18 protein-coding genes are annotated in these 16,689 nt (G+C 59.1%); 17 read left to right on the forward strand and 1 reads right to left on the reverse strand.

Annotated features, from left to right (window positions below):
• Nucleotides 1-193 precede the first annotated feature (193 nt).
• From C1M53_RS26530 to C1M53_RS26570, 10 genes are read left to right on the forward strand one after another with little or no spacing between them, the layout of a single operon-like run.
• Nucleotides 194-682, forward strand: a complete 489-nt coding sequence (locus C1M53_RS26530) for a hypothetical protein (RefSeq protein ID WP_245488298.1) — start codon at nt 194-196, stop codon at nt 680-682.
• Nucleotides 679-924: a hypothetical protein gene (locus tag C1M53_RS32245; protein WP_245488300.1), complete on the forward strand. Its 246-nt coding sequence runs from the start codon at nt 679-681 to the stop codon at nt 922-924. Before C1M53_RS26530 ends, C1M53_RS32245 begins: the two co-directional genes overlap by 4 nt.
• 12 nt (nt 925-936) lie before the next feature.
• Nucleotides 937-1,293, forward strand: a complete 357-nt coding sequence (locus C1M53_RS26535) for a hypothetical protein (protein WP_129414957.1) — start codon at nt 937-939, stop codon at nt 1,291-1,293.
• A gap of 47 nt (nt 1,294-1,340) precedes the next feature.
• On the forward strand, nt 1,341-1,523 hold the full coding sequence (locus C1M53_RS26540; protein WP_129414959.1) for a hypothetical protein: 183 nt from the start codon (nt 1,341-1,343) through the stop codon (nt 1,521-1,523).
• Nucleotides 1,524-1,526: 3 nt separating this feature from the next.
• Nucleotides 1,527-4,580: a phage tail length tape measure family protein gene (locus tag C1M53_RS26545; protein WP_129414960.1), complete on the forward strand. Its 3,054-nt coding sequence runs from the start codon at nt 1,527-1,529 to the stop codon at nt 4,578-4,580.
• Nucleotides 4,580-4,999: a hypothetical protein gene (locus C1M53_RS26550; protein ID WP_129414962.1), complete on the forward strand. Its 420-nt coding sequence runs from the start codon at nt 4,580-4,582 to the stop codon at nt 4,997-4,999. The genes C1M53_RS26545 and C1M53_RS26550 overlap by 1 nt, the downstream gene beginning before the upstream one ends.
• Nucleotides 4,996-5,523: a DUF1833 family protein gene (locus C1M53_RS26555; RefSeq protein ID WP_129414964.1), complete on the forward strand. Its 528-nt coding sequence runs from the start codon at nt 4,996-4,998 to the stop codon at nt 5,521-5,523. Before C1M53_RS26550 ends, C1M53_RS26555 begins: the two co-directional genes overlap by 4 nt.
• On the forward strand, nt 5,520-5,918 hold the full coding sequence (locus C1M53_RS26560) for an NlpC/P60 family protein (protein ID WP_129414965.1): 399 nt from the start codon (nt 5,520-5,522) through the stop codon (nt 5,916-5,918). Before C1M53_RS26555 ends, C1M53_RS26560 begins: the two co-directional genes overlap by 4 nt.
• A 6-nt stretch (nt 5,919-5,924) precedes the next feature.
• Nucleotides 5,925-9,236 (forward strand): phage tail protein, encoded by a 3,312-nt coding sequence (locus tag C1M53_RS26565; RefSeq protein WP_129414967.1) that lies wholly within the window; start codon nt 5,925-5,927, stop codon nt 9,234-9,236.
• A 26-nt stretch (nt 9,237-9,262) separates the two neighbouring features.
• Nucleotides 9,263-11,557: a right-handed parallel beta-helix repeat-containing protein gene (locus C1M53_RS26570; RefSeq protein ID WP_129414968.1), complete on the forward strand. Its 2,295-nt coding sequence runs from the start codon at nt 9,263-9,265 to the stop codon at nt 11,555-11,557.
• 368 nt (nt 11,558-11,925) lie between these two features.
• On the opposite strand, the gene C1M53_RS26575 is transcribed toward C1M53_RS26570, so the two are convergent.
• Entirely contained in the window at nt 11,926-12,576 is a 651-nt protein-coding gene (locus tag C1M53_RS26575) for a DUF6338 family protein (RefSeq protein WP_129414970.1), read from the reverse strand.
• 298 nt (nt 12,577-12,874) lie between these two features.
• Here C1M53_RS26575 and C1M53_RS26580 point away from each other — a divergent pair, with 298 nt between their 5' ends.
• The 7 genes from C1M53_RS26580 (at nt 12,875) to C1M53_RS26610 (ending at nt 16,520) form a co-directional block, all read left to right on the forward strand.
• Nucleotides 12,875-13,123: a hypothetical protein gene (locus tag C1M53_RS26580; RefSeq protein WP_129414971.1), complete on the forward strand. Its 249-nt coding sequence runs from the start codon at nt 12,875-12,877 to the stop codon at nt 13,121-13,123.
• Nucleotides 13,123-13,437: a hypothetical protein gene (locus tag C1M53_RS26585; RefSeq protein ID WP_129414973.1), complete on the forward strand. Its 315-nt coding sequence runs from the start codon at nt 13,123-13,125 to the stop codon at nt 13,435-13,437. Before C1M53_RS26580 ends, C1M53_RS26585 begins: the two co-directional genes overlap by 1 nt.
• Complete coding sequence (locus tag C1M53_RS26590) at nt 13,437-13,757, forward strand: hypothetical protein (protein WP_129414975.1); 321 nt, start codon at nt 13,437-13,439, stop codon at nt 13,755-13,757. The genes C1M53_RS26585 and C1M53_RS26590 overlap by 1 nt, the downstream gene beginning before the upstream one ends.
• Nucleotides 13,758-13,766: 9 nt before the next feature.
• Nucleotides 13,767-14,192, forward strand: a complete 426-nt coding sequence (locus C1M53_RS26595; RefSeq protein WP_129414977.1) for a hypothetical protein — start codon at nt 13,767-13,769, stop codon at nt 14,190-14,192.
• 126 nt (nt 14,193-14,318) lie between these two features.
• Complete coding sequence (locus C1M53_RS26600) at nt 14,319-14,987, forward strand: hypothetical protein (RefSeq protein ID WP_129414980.1); 669 nt, start codon at nt 14,319-14,321, stop codon at nt 14,985-14,987.
• Nucleotides 14,984-15,508, forward strand: a complete 525-nt coding sequence (locus C1M53_RS26605) for a hypothetical protein (RefSeq protein WP_129414982.1) — start codon at nt 14,984-14,986, stop codon at nt 15,506-15,508. Before C1M53_RS26600 ends, C1M53_RS26605 begins: the two co-directional genes overlap by 4 nt.
• A gap of 181 nt (nt 15,509-15,689) precedes the next feature.
• A complete protein-coding gene (locus tag C1M53_RS26610) occupies nt 15,690-16,520 on the forward strand; it encodes a hypothetical protein (protein WP_129414983.1) in 831 nt (276 codons plus the stop codon).
• The last annotated feature ends 169 nt before the right edge of the window (nt 16,521-16,689 follow it).

A 16,689-nucleotide genomic window follows, 5' to 3' on the forward strand; every position in this document is an offset into this window, starting at 1 on the left:
CAGTAGCTGCTGGTTATCTCGTCCATCCAGATCGCCCCCAGCAGGGCGACAGCAAGCAAAGACAGACTGATGGACGGGAAGCGGCGCATCTCCCGCTCATAGCACCACAAAGCAGTGCCCGGCCATCAGGACGGCAACTTCACGCCTAACCGCCCTTCGGCAAGGCAATCCCACAACTTGAAAGGAGACCGCCATGAGCGACTTGTTCGCCGTTGCTGGCGCGAAATTCTACATCGGCGCTGCCGCCATGGCTGCGCCTTCGACTGATGTTGCGGCGGCGGATTTTGCTGCCGTGACCTGGACTGAAGTTGTCGACTGGACCCAGTGCGGCCAGATCGGCGACACCGCTGCACTCATCACGACCCAGGTGATCAGCCGTGGCCGTGACGTGAAGCAGAAGGGCACGCGCAATGCGGGCTCGATGCAGAACGTCTTCGCGATCAACTCCAGCGATCCGGGCCAAATCGCTCTGATCGCAGCGGAAAAGACCCGCAACAACTATCCCTTCAAGATCCAGTGGGATGACGCACCGGGTGCCGTGCCGTTCGCCGCCACGATCACGATCGCGAGCCCGGGTGTCATCACCAAGGTTGCGCACGGCCTGACTGCGGTCGTGAGGTCGTTTTCTCGACCACTGGTGCCCTGCCGACCGGCCTTGTCGCCGGCACCAAGTACTACGTGAAGACGACGCCCGACGCCGACACCTTCACAGTCTCGGCGACGCTCGGCGGCGCTGCAATCGCCACTACCGGCACCCAGAGCGGCACCCATACGGTGACACCGACGCCGCTCGGCACAGTGAACTACTGGATCGGTCTCGTGATGTCGGCACAGCAGGCCGGTGGCGGCCCGAACACCGTGCGCAGCCTCAACGCCAACGTCGAGGTGAACACCAACGTCGTGACCGTCAACCCGACCGTCTGAGGATAGCCAAGCATGAGCAAGAAGACACACATCGGCGCCGGTAATGTCGAGATCGAGCTCGACGGCGAAACCTGCACGCTGAAGCCGTCGTTGCAGGCCTGTCAGGCGCTGTCACGGATGCGAGGCGGCATCAACAACACGGTGCGCGCTGTTGGCGATCTCGACTTCGACGCGATGGTCACCGTGATCGGTCTCGGCCTCGGCCTTTCCAGCAAAGAACTCAAAGACTTGCCGGAGAGAGTTTACGAGACGGGTTTGCCTGAACTCTCTGGTCCGCTGATCCGATATCTCTCCAATGTCGCCAACGGGGGCAAGCCGTTCGACAATGGAGGGTCGGACAAAGACCAGGGAAACGCGGAGAGCCGCTGAGCCCTGCGGAATACTATGACCATCTGGCCGAGATAGCGCTCGGCTGGATGGGCTGGACCGAAGAGCAGGCGCTCCGCACCGATGTGAACGCGATTGTCGTAGCCCATGACGGCCGCAAGGCGATGCTCGCTGCCATCTTCGGTGGCGGGGAAGAGGAAGACGTGCCTCCCGAGCCCGAAAAGCTTCCCGAAATGACGCCGGCTCTTTTCCGGGCAATGTTTGCGAGATGATCCATGCCCATTGCTGATCTTGGCATTTCGGTACGGTCCGGTGAGGTAAAACAGGCCACAGGTGACCTCGACCGCCTGACCTCCTCGTCGACTAAGGCGGATGCGGCTATCGAACGTCTTGGCCGCTCGTCGGCAACGGCCAATGCGGACTTCGGCAGGGTCTCGGCCGGCGTAGAGCAGGCCAATGCGGCCCTGACCCGTCTCGTAGCACTCGGCGAGCAGAGCAACGCAGCACTGTCTCGCATCGCCTCTGGCAGCGTCGTCGCTCGGGACGGACTGCGCCAGGTCGCGCGTGAGGCCGACAACACCATCACCCGCGTCCGCGCCATGAACGACAACATGGCTCAGTTCCGCCGTCAGAACTTGACCTATCAGTTGTTCGATGTCGGGCAGATGGCAGCGCTTGGCCAGAACCCAGCGATGACGCTGATGCAGCAGGGTCCGCAGATTGCGCAGCTCTATGCCGGGCAGGGAGGTGTCAACGCTGCGCTCAGGGACGCCGGCACGCTCGCAGGCGGACTTATCACCAAGCTTTGGCCCGTCGGCATCGCGGCGGCGGCTGGTGGCCTCGCTATTCGTGGCCTGCAAAGCGACATCGAGAAGGCGACTGGCAAGACGATCGAGTTTGGCGACGCGGCGGCCGGCGCTTTCCGCGCAATCAAGGAGGATATCACCGCCCAACTGAAGCCCGTGATCGACGACGTCTCACCTTGGTTCAGTGCGGCTTGGGATACGGTCGGCGGTGGCGCGGTAACCGCGGCGGAAACGATCATCAACAGCTTCCACGCAGCCTATGTCGACGTCGAATATCTCTGGAGCCAATTCCCCAACATGATGGGCTCGCTCGTCACCAAAGGTCTGAACGCCATGGTTGGCGGCATCCAGACCATGATCCAGACCGGCGCGACCTACATCGATGCGTTCCTGGAGAAGATCAACGCTGCACTGGAAAAGGCGGATGCGCTGTTCCCCGGTGGTGGGTATCGGCTCGGTACGATCGGCAAGATCGACTTCGGTCCGCCACTGCCAGATCCGTATTCGGACAGCCTGAGCAAGGCCACCGAGGAGCGGAACCGGCGCGTCAACGAGATCATGACCAGCACACCGCTGCGCGACTATTACAGGACGCTGCGTGATCGTGTTGGCGGGGATTTGCACTTCAACCTGCCCACGGGTGGCACAGGCAGTCCAATCCCGCTGCCCAACTTCCGCGGCGTCGACGACATCCCAGGTGATCAGGAATACCTGCAGGACTTCCAGAAGAAGAACGAGGTCAGGATCAGGCAGCTTGAAGACCAGAAGAATGCACTCGGCCTGACCGGTGCCGCGCTTGAGGCCTTCCGCGTCCAGCAGGAGGCAGTGAACTCGGCTCTCTCGGCCAACATCGAGTTGACGCCGGAACAGCTTGAACTGATCAAGAAGCAGGCCGCTGCCTATGGCGAGATGGCCGAGGCATTGGCGAAGGCGAAGCTGGCGAAGGATCTCGCCTTTGAGCGTGATCAACTCGGCCGTAGCGATGTCGAACAGGCGGTTGCGGCCACACTGAAGCAGTACGGACTTGGCGAAGATCTCAACGGCCCGGAAGCTGCGATCATCCGTTCCAACGAGTTGCTGAAGAAGCAGGTCGATCTCTGGAAGGATGTCCGCAAGGGCGGCATGGACGCCTATTCCGACATCTTCGACCTGGCATTCGACGGCTTCGACAACTGGCAGGAACGTCTCAGCGACATCGCCAAGGACATGGCGAAGAACATCTTCGACTTGTCGGTCAAGAACCCGTTCCTGAACGAGCAGTATGGCGCCAACCTCCCGACGATGAACCAGACCGGTGGCATTGGCGGCTTCTTCGCTACCATGCTCGGGATGACGCCGAACCCGGCCATCAATGCCCTTGGAACGCAGAGCGTTGGCGCGATGACTGTCAATGCGGCCTCGGTGGTCGTGATGGGTTCTATCGGGGTCGGCGGCGCCGATGGTGTTTTGAACCGCGTCTTCTCGCCGGCAAACAGCAATGGCCTGAAGGCGTCCGACTATGCGCCGATGTCGTTGTCAGGCATCGGTTCGCCAGGCTCGCTAGGAAGCAATGCGCCATACAACGTCGCGAACGCTACCAGCTTCATCAAGCAGTACGCCTCTGCGATCGGCATAGATCCGGATATCGCGCTCAAGGTGGCGCGGTCCGAGGGGCTTGGCGCCGGCATTTGGCAGAGCAACTACAGCAAGGGTGGTTTCCGCGAGCCTTCGTTCGGACCGTTCCAGCTTTTGAAGGGCGGGCAGGGCACCGGCTTCGGAACAGGTCTCGGCAACCGGTTCATGCAACAAACCGGCCTTGACCCGGCTGATCCGGCGAATTGGCAAAAGTCGACGGCGTTCGCGCTAGATCAGGCCAAGGCTGGCGGCTGGGGACCTTGGTATGGTGCCAAGAACCAGGGCATCACCGGCTTCATGGGGATTGATCGCAGTGCCGAGAAGGCAACTGCTGCCCTCGACAATCTGAGCACGGGCACGGTTGATGCCGGGAAGGGCCTCAATGCCTTTGGTGGCGGCATGGGCAAGCTAGGCAACGCGCTGAGCCAGTTCCCAGGAGCTCCGGGAGGCGGCGGAGGTGGTTTTCTTGGCGGCCTCGGCAAGATGCTCGGTGGCGGCCTGAACTCGCTCTTCAGCGGCACTAAAGCGTTCAGCTGGCTCTCGGCCAATCCGGGCGGATCAATCGGCCTCTTTGCCGACGGCACCGAGAATGCTCCTGCAGGTTGGGCATGGGTAGGTGAGGAAGGCCCGGAATTGCGCAAGCTTCGTGCCGGCGATGTCATCCGGTCTAATCCGCGCTCTATGGAGATGATGGCCAACGCTCGAGGCATCGGTCCATCAAAGACCGAGATGCACTTCCACAACGCTCCGCCTGTGCTTCACCAGCAGGAGGAAGATGACGGCGAAGGTGGAAAGCGCATGGACATCTGGTTTGAGCAGCAGACCGCCAAGGCGACCTCGCGTCGAGGCAGTGCGGCGAACAAGGCCTTGGCTAGCATGGGCCTCACCCGGCCAATGAAGGTGCGCTGATGGCTTTGCCTGTCTATCCTGCCGAACTGCCAATCCCCTTGCGTGACGACTATCGCATCGCGCGCGGCGAGGGGCGGTTCAATTCCAAGACCGATGCCGGTCCCGGCAACATCCGGGGTCGGTTTTCATCCGTTGTCGACAACGTCAACTTTTCAACGATGCTGGACGCCACCCAGCGCGGCCGCTTCGACTGGTTCTACACCCAGGAGACGAAGAAGGGCGCGTTTCCCTTCCTCATGGCGAACCATTCCGAAGACGCCATGTGCTGGCTCGATGAAAACGAGCAGCCGCTGCTATTTGAGGACGGAACGCCCGTGCTGCTCACCGAGACGTGGTTGGTGCAGTTCAATGGCCTGCCGAACTATCTGCCGCACGATATCTATTGGAACGTGTCGTTCACGCTGATGGTGATGCCATGAGCCGCACGATATCGCTAAATGCGGCAAAGCAGATCGATGCGATGGCGACTGATGCCGTTGCGGTCTTTCTGGTCATCATCGAACACATCGACCTTGAGGCGCCGCTGCGGATCTCGTCGGACGATGCGGTGAGGCTGTCTGTGGAGCCGCTGACCTACGGCACGCTGTCGACCTATGGCTCGATCGATGGCTCGGCCAAGCCGTTTTATTTCACCGGCATGCAGGTGATCCCGCCTGACGACGAGGAAGACGTCGAGCCAACAGCAACGCTCGTCGTCGATGTGCTGGACGCGGATATCGTCGGTCTCCTTACTTCTACGACGATCGCTGCGACGGGGCGCATAGCCATCGTTATGGCCGACACGCCAAACCTGGTCGAGATCGAAACTGTCAATTTGACGCTGAAGAGCGCGAACGGCGACTGGGGGCAGGTGGCTCTGAAGCTGTCGATGAAAGACCTCTATGACGAGCCATATCCGGCAACGCGGATGTCGAAGGAACGCTTTCCGGGGCTGCATCGATGAATTGGGCCGCTCCGTATGTTGGCATTCCCGATCTGGCTAAGGGCCGGTCATCGGTGGGCGCGGACTGCTGGGGGCTTGCGATGCTCGTGTATCAGGGCGTGCTCGGCATCGAATTGCCCGACTATGCCGCTGAATATCTGGACGATCGCGACCATGCCGAGATCGGTGCGATCGCACGCCGAGAGAAGGTCGCGGCGCGCTGGCGCTTGGTCGCAAAGCCGAAGGAATTCGACCTCCTGCTGTTCTCCGTCGCTCGCCATGACAGTCATGTCGGCATCCATGTAGGGCCGGGCCAGATGCTTCACGTCGTCAAAGACGACTATTCCAAAATTGGTCGCTTCGACACCGCGCCATGGGCCGGTCGCTTCGTCGGCGCTTACCGCTGGGTCGGATAGGAATTCATGATCGATCTGACGAATTCGGCAGGCGTGCCAGTCACGCTGGCCCCCTTTGCCATGGACCTAGACAGAGGGCGCGAGGAGATCGTCGTGCCGGCCGGCCTGACAGTGGCAGAGATCGTCGCATTGGTGCTGCCAGAATTTCCCGAGGCAGCGCTTCCGCGAGTTCGCGTCACGCTTGTAGCTTCGACTGGCAAGGCATTCATTCGACAAGCCAATTGGCGCTTGGTTAGGCCTTATCCCAGCACCAATGTGGTCATCACCATCGGGGCCGGGGCGGGCGCTCTGACGCTGCTGGTGCAGGTCGCGGCCTCCGCTATCTCGAATGCCCTTGGCGGCGCTCTGGCGGGCACGCTGGGCCTAAGCGCGGCTACCTGGGCCTCCATCATCGGCTTCGGCATCACGGCGATCGGCGGCATCCTGATCAACGCGTTGTTCCAGCCGAAAAAGCAGAGCAACAAGGACAAGGATAGCTTCGTCATCGACAGCTGGCAGAACGAGTACCGCCAGGACGAGCCGATCCCTGTGCCTCTTGGCGAAATCAGGCATTCGCCGCCCTTCGCCGCGTCGTCCTATATCGAGGTGGTCGGCGATGTTCTCTACAACCGGGCCATCTTCTGCCACGGCCTTGGCCAACAGGAGCTTTGGGATCACCGTATCGGCGATACCTCGATTAACGATTACGACGAGTTCCAGATCGAACACCGCGGCGCGGTTGGATATCCGGATAGCTCTGTGCCGTTCACGCTCTACACCCAGCAGGTGATCGAGGATTCGATCGGTACCGATCTCGTCTGGGAGTGGGCCCGCGACGATGCCGGCACCATGCTGCCCGACGAGTCGATGCAGCCTCAGAAGACGATCAAGCGAACGACAGGCCTCAACGCCACGCACGCAATCGTCATCCTTCAGTTCCCGCAAGGGCTGGGAAAGATCACGAAGAAAGGAAAGCGCCAGGAAGAGACCGCAACTTTCAACGTGGCAATCCGGAAGGCGGGCACTGCCACGGTCATACCGCAGCCAGCCATTTCGATCACGAACAGGAAGTTCGCAGGCTTCTATCGAGCGGTTCGTATCGATTTCCCATCGCGAGGTGCATGGGAAGTCCAGATCACGCGGACCAGCATTTCGGAACCTCGAGATGACTGGGACGATTCCTTCGCCCTGACCTGCACATGGGTGGTCTTGCAGACGTTCCGGCCGGAGTACCCGTGCAATACTTCGACGCCGCTGTGCCTCACTGCAATGCGGGTCAAGGCGACGCACCAGATGAATGGCCAGGTGCAGACCTACAACTGCATGTCGCGCCGTGTCACCGATGGCTTCGGGCAGGGCTGGCCAACCAACATCCCGCGCAACCCGGCGATATCCGCCCTTTACGCGTTGACCGGACCAGGCCTCACCAAGCCGGAACCGTCGAGCAGGATCAACTGGGCCGCCTTTACTGAATGGCGCGACTATTGCAGCCTCAAAGGGCTGAAGTTCGATCTGGTCATCGGCAACCGGCAATCTCTTGAAGACACGTTGAAGATGATCGGCGCTGCCGGTCGCGCCTCGATCTATTTCGACGGGACATGGTGGACCGTCATCGTCGACAAGCCGCGCACCGTTCCGATTGATGTCATCACACCGAGGAATGCCTCAAACATCAAATTCGAGGTGGCCTACGCCGATCTCCCCGACGCGCTGCGCATCAAGTTCCAGGACAGCACCAACAACTTCCAGCCGGCCGAGCGTGTTGTGAGGCGCCCTGGTTTCGCTGGCACGGTCATGACGACGGAAGCCATGGAGATGCCGGGAAAGACCGATCCTGACGAGATCTATCGCGAGGCGGTTCGCCGCTTCTACGAACTGCAGTTCCGAAACGTCGCATACAGCGCCACACAGGATGGCATCGCGCGCTCGGCGACACGCGGGGACCTTGTCCAAGCCTCGAAGGACATCTTGCGTAGGACGATGGCCTCGGCCCGGGTGAAGGCGGTTCGCGGCAACCTGATCGAAGTCGACGAGGTCTGGCAGATCAAGGCTGGTGTATCCTACGCCGTTGGTTTCCGCGTGCTTGGAGACGAAGGCAATCCGCTCGGTCAACATGTCGTGCGCCAGATCACGTCAGTTCCAGGCGATGTTCGCACATTCGTTCTGACTGGTGACGGCCTCGCACCCGAAACCGGCACGATCATCATGCTCGGCGAGTATGGTTCGGAAAGCATTCCGCTTATCCTCACCGGCATCCAGCGCCGCGACGACGGTGGATCTGATCTGACCCTCCTGCCATCGGCGCCAGAGATCGATGAGCTCACGGATGCCATCGTCATCCCCGCATGGGATAGCAAGGTCGGCGATGTGGTCGACCAGTCGGGCATTGTCCCCGACGCTCCGAAGATCGTCTGGGTTCGCTACGATGCAGGCACATCGAAGACGCTTGTTCGGCTGGAGCCGGCGCCGACCAACGTCGTGGAACTGGCGAGCTTCACCCTTCGACATCGACTGGCCGGATCGCCCACATGGTTGACGGCGTCCTCGTCGGTGTCCAGCGCCAGCGTGGAGCTTACCGGATATTCAACCGGCTCTCATATCGAACTGCAGGCACAGGCAACGTCAGCTTGGGGAACACCTGGGACGTGGGGGGTGATCATATCTGTGATCATTGACGGAACGTCTCTGCCATCGTCTCTCCCGGCAGCCAGCATCCAGATCATTGGCAAGCTCGGTCAGGCTGAAATCACTTTCGCAACCGGGCCTGACCCGAACACGGAAGAAGTCAGGATCTATCGGGATGGCGTCGCATTGTCGGCTACAGTTCCAGTTTCGCCCAACGGAACTTTCGGGCGCATCGACGGAGATTCCACGCGCGTCACGCTGGTGACCAACGGCACATTCGACGCTGACGCGAATTGGACCAAGGGAACGGGCTGGGCGATCGCGGCTGGTAAAGCCACAAAGACCGCAGGAACAGCATCCGACCTCAGCCAGGCCGTTACGATGACAGCCGGCAAGGTATACCGCGGCGCTGCGACTGTGTCCGGTAGAACAGCAGGCACCGTCACGCCGAAGCTGACCGGCGGCGCAACTGTATCTGGGTTGGCCGTCTCTGCGAACGGGCAGTTCCTGTTCCGGCTGACCGCCGGCACATCGCCAACGACACTTGTGTTCTCAGCCGACAGCACGTTCAACGGCTCGATCGACGACGTCGTTCTTTTCGAAGAGACGGCGGCGTGCCTTTCACAAGGCGGCCATACCTACAAGCTCGAGCCGTTGAACGCTGACGGCTTGGCCGGCCCGCAGTCAGCCGACATCACCCGCACGGTCATCTGACCAGCTTCTGAACATCGAGGATCATCATGAGCATTGATGGCATTCGCGCCGTCGATAAGGAGCCTTTGGCTGCTTTCGACTTCCTCTTCGGCATGTCCATTGCCAATGGACAGCGTGTCGGTCCGCGACCAGTCGGCGCGCAGGACGTTGCTGTCCAGATTGGAAGTGCTTTGCCACTTGGCGCGGTGAAAGCCTACCCATCTGTGGCCGCGATGAATGCGGATACTGCCCCGGCCGCTGGTACGCTGGCTTATGCCGAGGGCAAGACTTACCGCAAGACGGCAGCATCGGGTTCCGCGGGGTGGGAAGTCTTCCTGGACTTCATTCCGGGGGCGCAGCTGATCAGTGCCCCTGTGACGGGTGGCACCTCAAACGCGGTTCTTGCTACTTCGGCATCGCCAGTGTCAGCTGTGGCCTACAAGCAACTGATCCTTGTCGGTCCGTTTTCGGCTGCCAACCCGACTGCGGGCATGACGGTATCGATCAATGGCGAAGCGCCGCGCGCCTTGGTGACAAACACGGGTGATCCCATACCGCCGAACTATGTTCGCACCAAAATGTCCGCGCTTGTGGTGCTCGACGCCGACGGCAAGTACCGCCTGTTCAGCTACGGCGATGCGTCTGCGATTCAGGCGGCGGCAGAAGCGGCAAAGCTCGCTGCTGAAGCTGCGCGGGACACAACGCTGGCGGCGCTTTCATCGGTGTTGGCTCCGAGGGCGACACGTGCGTTGGCTATTGCTGACAATCCGGGCGCTTCGCCCGATCCGGAATATTATGATGTTGCATACTACGATGCGACCTATCAGCCAGGATCCGGCGCCCGATATCGGAAACGCGCTTCAACCCCCGGCACCCCGGATGCGTTTCGCAATCGTGGCGGAACTGGTTCGTGGTACAGCATCGACACAGCGGAAAAGACCCCGCAAATGTTCGGTGTTTGTGGGGTCGGCGGCGATGACAGCGCGGTGTTTTCCGCGCTCAACACTTCTGGCCTCACCGGTACCATTTACATTCCCGATGGCACCTACATTCTGGAGAATGTCACATTCCGACGTTCCGTTTGTGGTGCAGGCCCCGGGCGTACCATCCTGAAACATAAGGCGAATTCTACCACGGTAGCCTTCCAGATAATCGGAAGTTCGCCAACCATTTCGAATTTGACGATTGACGGCGACAAGGCAAATCAGCCGAACAGACCAACACTCATGACTGCCAATGGTGGTGACTTCACATTTGAAAATGTGAATTTTCTGAACAGCGTCTATACCGCAATCCATCTCCAGAACTTTGTTACTGCTATCTTCCGTGGCTGCATCTGGCGTGGAATGGCTTATCACGGTGGCACAACTGGACAACAAACCATGTGTGCGTTGCTGGAGGCAACAGACAAGGCGCTGGCCATCTTCGATGGATGCAAGTTCATCAATGTCGGTTCTCCTAGCCTCAGCGCTCCGGGCGGCGTCCTCGCTACGCACAAAAGCGTATCCCTGATTTTTCGAGGGAATTACTTTTACCGGATTGGACAAGGGGCCGCGTCAAATTTCATTGGGTGCATCGATGCCTATCAAGAGGGTATCGACAACGTGATCGTCGGAAACATCTTCGAGGAGATTTGCTACTCAGCGGTCAAGCTGTCCTCTTCGAAGCAAAATCTCGTGGCCGACAATATCATTGATGGCTTTGACAGCGGCGGGAGTACCGCGATCCCTGCCATCGTTGTCGCCTTCCGACCAACCGACCAAATAACTCAGAAAGTCTCCGTAAAGGGGAACGTGATCGGCGGCACAATTGGTGCCGGCAAGTCCGGCATCGAGGTCTACGGCGCTAGCGGCAACAGCATTCAGAACGTGCAGATCGAAGGCAACATTGTTACGACGCCGGGCACTTCGATACTCGTACAGTTTGCGAACGTCGTTAAAATCTTGAACAATGATGTCAAATCAACGACTGCAACCAATCCAATTCGCATGGCAAATTTGGCCAGCGCGTCGATCGATATCAACGGAAATACCATCCGGGATTCGGTCGGCATCCCTATCGACGTAACTGCCGCCGACGGCTGTGCTGGGTCGATCGTGTCAGCATGTGGAAACACATTGATTGGTGGATCTTTGGCTGTTCCAATCCGCATGGACGGGATCGCCCGTGCGAAGGTCAACGATAACACGATGACCGGATTTGGAACCGCATCGGTGCGTCTTTATAATATCGTCGGGAATGGTGTAGTGGTGGGCAATATGACCGATGGGGCCATTACCCTAGACACAGCTGGGACTACGGCCGGGAAGATCAAAGACTTAGGTAACACTTGGAATGCGTAGGCCGGCAAAATCGAGGAATTCGACTGTTTAGTACGCAGAAGTCGTTTTGACGGTATGCGTTGCCTTACCGTCAATCTGCGAAACCAAATGCGGCTCTTCTCGGAGCATCGAAGTCAAAATCGTCGCGCCGAGCGCGAGTGTGATGGCCAGAAAAACAAACAGAGTGTGCCTGAGCATAGCTATTCGTCTCGGTGGAGATGATGCCGCATTTTAGCCCTTGTGAGGCGTTGGGTCTTTTGGCTTCATCGACGCAGGAGGTTGAGGGCGTGACGTTACTTTCGACGTTGCAGTGTTCACGCCGGCCTTTTCCTGGAAACCTCCAGAAATTGGTCGGATAGAGATATGTGTGCTTTGTTTAACGGCGCTGCTCACGATTTTGCTCCGTTGGTTATGTTCTCGCTGGTCGCAGGGAACTCGATATGAAGTCCCTCCGTCTTACGAGATATATAAACCCGAGGCGTCTCGAAAAGAAGATCACCCTCGAAGTTGAAAACTTGCACACGTACAAGAGCGAGTTCGCGTAGTCGTCCGGACTCGGAGAATGCATTTACCCATCCTGCGTAGACGATCTTGTTCTCAAAATCGCGGACGTGGACATACTCCGCAGCCGCGTCGCCAGAGTTGAAAACGAAATCCCAGACGTCCTCGTCGCCGTATGATTTCGTCGCCTTTATGGTCTGAAGGATGCGCGCCATCAATTTCCAGTTTATGGCGTACATCCAAAGAACGCTCAGTACCAGGCCGATGCATGTGGCGACGGCAATTTGGATGGCTATTGCGCGGGTGATAACATTCGCTTTGTCGACTTGTGTAAAATCGACGAACGTAAACTCGTGGCCGACCGCCCAGAACACCACATACGTCACCACGTAGCTGGCAAGTCCGAATAGCAGTGTCCTCGCAAGGTATTCGACTTGGGTTGGCTTGGTCTTGGATGCGAACTTCGTTTCAAGGTGCGTCCAGAGAACGCCAGGGAGCAACAAAATCGCCAATTGGATCAGGAATGGGCTAGGGGTCATTCGCCAGCCTTGAGATATCCGTGGCTGATGAGCCAATCCCGCAAGATACGGCGTATTACTTCCGGCCGAGATTCTTCTTTGAGATCGCGCGCGGCGTCTTCAAGCGGGACCATCAACTCCGGCTGCAGCCTTACCATTATAGGGAGGCCGGTGGCACTTGGGCGCTTGCGTGGCGTTTTCATGATATCACGAGTTGACTGACTGATTGTTTGGTGATATCACGAAATAGTCGGGCCGGAAAGAGGTTGCAGCCTCAATCCAGCCCTAACCGAAACGAAGATCTCTGGAGGATCATCGAATGGCTGCGAACGCCAATAGCACAACTGCGCCCGCGATTGCGACACTGGCAATTCAGGCTAACGCGGTTTCTGAAACCAAGACAAAGACCGTCCTGAAACTGGCCGATACCGTTGCCGCGTTGATGCAGGAAATCCACGGGGGAACTTGGCGAGCGTTCGTCGAACACGGCGCAAACTCCGAGTTTGTGCTGATCCGTCCTCTCAATGAGAAGGCGATCTCCAAGCCCAAGCGCGGCGAGGTGGCGTGATGGGCGACCTTACTCGTCGGCTCTTTCTTCGCCATTCCCTCGCTGTCGGCGCAACTGCATCCGTTGCCGTGCCTGCATCGAGCGGAGCAACAGCACCGAGACCGGTGCGAGACGTTATCGAAGAACTGGAGGGCCTAATCGCCCAACAGACCGGTGTGCGCTGGTCGGTGTTTCTCGCTGCCAACGAAGCGATTGTTATAGACGACCACCCGAGGATGCCGACGATCGCTTTTGGTCGCCGGGATGACGCCGAATTCTGGAGCAACAAGTACGGCGTGCTCGGGCTTCCGAACTACGGTTGGAGGGTGTTGTGATGAACAAACTCACTCGCCGTTCCATGGTGAAAGCCATTCCGGCCTGCGGCATGGCGGCTATCGTGCCGAGTGCAGCAACAGCTATTGGTCCCGACAACTCTGTTTTGGAGGCGATCTCAGAATGGCGCGCCGCCTACCGCCTCGCTGAAACGACGAATGCGGCGTGGCGAAAGAGCGAGAAATCCAGAAAGATTTTCCCTGGCTTTTCTACGCCCGAGGGTGACGTCGCTTACGACGCGGCCGTCGCAGAAAGCAAGGCACGCAACAAACTGCTTTGGGCCATTCTAGGCGAACAACCCGCCTTTGTGATCTCGGCGTGATTGGAGGCGATGATGGCAAAAATCACCCGTCGCACTATCATGAAATCGATCCCCACCTACGGGTTGGCGGCTGTCGTTCCGGCCACTGCTGCGGCCATGGATAGTCCAGATCGCCAGTTGCTGGCCCTCGGCGTCGAATTCGAAGCGAGGTGGAGCGCGGAACGCGCTGTCTATGAGGCGGAAAAGGGACAGGACACTCACGAATCGGACGAGCGTTGCAACGCAGCCGCTAGGCAGACGCGGGAAGTTGTCGAGTTGATGACTGGCCATACCGCAAAGACGTTGGCCGGCTATCGTTTGCTGGCGCGCGCCTACGTTTGGTGTCGTGGCGAAAATCCCGATCAACCGATGGCTGTCTCTTTGGATGGCCCTTACGACACAACCGACAAAGCCATCAGATCCAATCTGATCAACAGCCTGCTCGGCCACATCTGAACAACTGAATTCCCCGCTGCCATGGGGATGTAACGCGAACGACGAGCTTCTTCGGCTCCGGCGTTCGTGAAAGCGAACCCCAGTGCGTTACCGGGCTTGGCAGGCCGGACGCCGAAGGAGACCAAAATGCCAATCGCAAAAAAGAATGCGGCACCGCTGTCCGATGCGGGGATAGAGTTGCCACCGCTGATGATCGACCTCCTGCAGGTAACCCTGATCGGGGATAGCCCACTCATTGTTCATGCTTGGTCCGCCAAGGCCAAGAAGGAAATGCTCGACAAGCAGATGAAGGTGGCCAAGCCGGCGAAAGAGGCCAAGGACCCGCGTGCCGACTTTGAGGCAAGCATGTACCGTCTGGCTGACGGCGGCTACGGTTTCCCATCGGTAGCGTTCAAGAACGCCGCTGTCACGGCCGGCACTTCAGTTGCCGGGCTCACTAAGATCCAGGCACGGCAGGCATTTCACATTCTCGGAGAGGACGCCGATATCGAAGGTGCTTTCGAGGGGGCAATCTCTCGGGTCAATCTCGTTCGTATCGAAGGCGGTGAGCCGACGATGCGCGAAGATATGGTTCGAGTTGGTATGGGAACTGCGGATCTCAGGTATCGACCCGAGTTCACAAACTGGAAAACCACCATTCTGGTGCGCTTCAATCGCAACGTGTTGAGCGAGGCGCAAATCCTCAACCTTCTCAATGTCGCTGGTTTCGCCGTCGGCGTAGGTGAGTGGCGGCCGGAGAAAGACGGTCAGTATGGAATGTTCCATGTGGCCACCGAAAAGGATCTGGCCCCATGACCGCAAAGGCAAAGAATGCACCGAAAATAATCGGCTTTGAGTTTGCGCCAGGAGCTAGGTTCCAATCTGGCGATCATCCCGACGCCAACGAAGTCGGGCGGCATATGGAGATGCTGCGGGAGACGTATAGGGGAGAGTTGACCCCCGACGACGTTCTGACGGATGCGGCCAATCCAAATAGCCCACTTCATTCCTTCTTCGAGTGGGATGACACGGAGGCGGCTCGGCTTCATCGTTTGGCACAAGCTCGCGGCCTCATTCGGGCAGTGGTTGCCGTCTATAAACAGCCGGAACAACCTGTGCGGCGCATGCGAGCGTACGTTCATATCAACGAACCCGGAACCCCTCACTATCGAGAGGTTGGGCACGCAATGTCGGTCAAATCGACCCGCGATATCGTCCTGAAAACTGCGTGGCGAGAATTCCAGCAATGGCGCCAACGCTATAAGGACCTGAAAGAGTTCGCCGACCTCTTTGAGGTTGCGGATGAAATCGGCCAAAAGCTGCTTCAAAAGCAGTGAAATGCGCGGAGCCGGATGCCCGTCCGGCTGGCGAGGATCAAGGTATGGCAGGCAAGGCAAGTAATGGTTGGGTAAGTCAAGTCTAGGTTAGGCCCGGCGAGACTCTCTTCGGCAGGAATAGGGCCAACTGCAATTTAGGCGGCTTTCAGGCCGCCTTTTTCTTATCTTGAAAGGACAATCCATGACGAACGTGCTCCCAGGCACGGCGACTGCTGCCGTGCGCGACAAATTCTGGGTCTACCGCCCGATGCTCGATCTCATCGGCCGCTCTGAGGGCACCGACAAGGGGCGGGGCTATAACGAGACCCTTGGCTATGGCGCCTACACCGGCGGCGACGTGGATCTCGTGAGCATGACGCTCGACCAGATCGACGCGTTGCAGACGAAGATGCTGGCGAACCGGAGGAACAAGCTGAAGTCTTCGGCGCTCGGCCGGTACCAGATCATCCGCACCACGCTCCGCACGATGCGTCAGCAGCTTGGGCTCACCGGCCGGGAGAAGTTCGACGCCGACATGCAGGACCGTCTGGCCTGCTATCTCCTCGGCCAGCGCGGCATCGACAAGTGGCTCGCTGACCGGCTGAAGCTGGAAACCCTCATCGGCAATCTGGCGCAGGAGTGGGCATCAATCCCGAAGCCGAACGGAAAGGGGCATTACGAGGGGCAGAACGCCGGCGTGTCCGTGTCCATGGTCAAGGCTGCACTCGCTGAGGTCGCACGCCGTCACGCCGAGGGTCTGCCGAAGGTCGTCGAGAAGGTGCCTGTCACGGTCGAAACGCCAGTCGTGCCGAAGGAGGTCGACAAGGAGGTGAAGAAGAAGACCGGGCTGTGGGGCTGGCTGACTACGATCTTCGGCAGCGGCGGCGCTGGTCTCGCCGGGTTCCTCGGCGCCGACTGGCAGACCGTCCTCGCTATCGGTGCGGTCGCCCTGGGCGTGCTTCTCCTCCTCATCCTGCTTCGCCGACAGATCATCGGGGCGGTGCAGGACATCCGCGGCGCAGTCGAGGGCTGACCATGTGGGCCTTCCTCACCTCCAGGCTCGGGGTGTCCATCATTTGCGGATTGGCCGTTACCGCCATCCTCGGCTGGACCCACTACGAGATGTACGAGACAGGCCGAGCCTATGAGCGCTCGGCCATGCTCAACCGATCCGTGATCATTCTCCGCGAAAGGAGCAAAAC

It is taken from the genome of Mesorhizobium sp. Pch-S (assembly GCF_004136315.1).
Lineage (GTDB): Bacteria > Pseudomonadota > Alphaproteobacteria > Rhizobiales > Rhizobiaceae > Mesorhizobium.

Coding starts and splice junctions, on each gene's coding strand:
- C1M53_RS26530 (WP_245488298.1), top strand. CDS start 194: ATGAGCGACTTGTTCGCCGTTGCTGGCGCGAAATTCTACATCGGCGCT.
- C1M53_RS26535 (WP_129414957.1), top strand. CDS start 937: ATGAGCAAGAAGACACACATCGGCGCCGGTAATGTCGAGATCGAGCTC.
- C1M53_RS26540 (WP_129414959.1), top strand. CDS start 1,341: ATGGGCTGGACCGAAGAGCAGGCGCTCCGCACCGATGTGAACGCGATT.
- C1M53_RS26545 (WP_129414960.1), top strand. CDS start 1,527: ATGCCCATTGCTGATCTTGGCATTTCGGTACGGTCCGGTGAGGTAAAA.
- C1M53_RS26550 (WP_129414962.1), top strand. CDS start 4,580: ATGGCTTTGCCTGTCTATCCTGCCGAACTGCCAATCCCCTTGCGTGAC.
- C1M53_RS26555 (WP_129414964.1), top strand. CDS start 4,996: ATGAGCCGCACGATATCGCTAAATGCGGCAAAGCAGATCGATGCGATG.
- C1M53_RS26560 (WP_129414965.1), top strand. CDS start 5,520: ATGAATTGGGCCGCTCCGTATGTTGGCATTCCCGATCTGGCTAAGGGC.
- C1M53_RS26565 (WP_129414967.1), top strand. CDS start 5,925: ATGATCGATCTGACGAATTCGGCAGGCGTGCCAGTCACGCTGGCCCCC.
- C1M53_RS26570 (WP_129414968.1), top strand. CDS start 9,263: ATGAGCATTGATGGCATTCGCGCCGTCGATAAGGAGCCTTTGGCTGCT.
- C1M53_RS26575 (WP_129414970.1), bottom strand. CDS start 12,576: ATGACCCCTAGCCCATTCCTGATCCAATTGGCGATTTTGTTGCTCCCT.
- C1M53_RS26580 (WP_129414971.1), top strand. CDS start 12,875: ATGGCTGCGAACGCCAATAGCACAACTGCGCCCGCGATTGCGACACTG.
- C1M53_RS26585 (WP_129414973.1), top strand. CDS start 13,123: ATGGGCGACCTTACTCGTCGGCTCTTTCTTCGCCATTCCCTCGCTGTC.
- C1M53_RS26590 (WP_129414975.1), top strand. CDS start 13,437: ATGAACAAACTCACTCGCCGTTCCATGGTGAAAGCCATTCCGGCCTGC.
- C1M53_RS26595 (WP_129414977.1), top strand. CDS start 13,767: ATGATGGCAAAAATCACCCGTCGCACTATCATGAAATCGATCCCCACC.
- C1M53_RS26600 (WP_129414980.1), top strand. CDS start 14,319: ATGCCAATCGCAAAAAAGAATGCGGCACCGCTGTCCGATGCGGGGATA.
- C1M53_RS26605 (WP_129414982.1), top strand. CDS start 14,984: ATGACCGCAAAGGCAAAGAATGCACCGAAAATAATCGGCTTTGAGTTT.
- C1M53_RS26610 (WP_129414983.1), top strand. CDS start 15,690: ATGACGAACGTGCTCCCAGGCACGGCGACTGCTGCCGTGCGCGACAAA.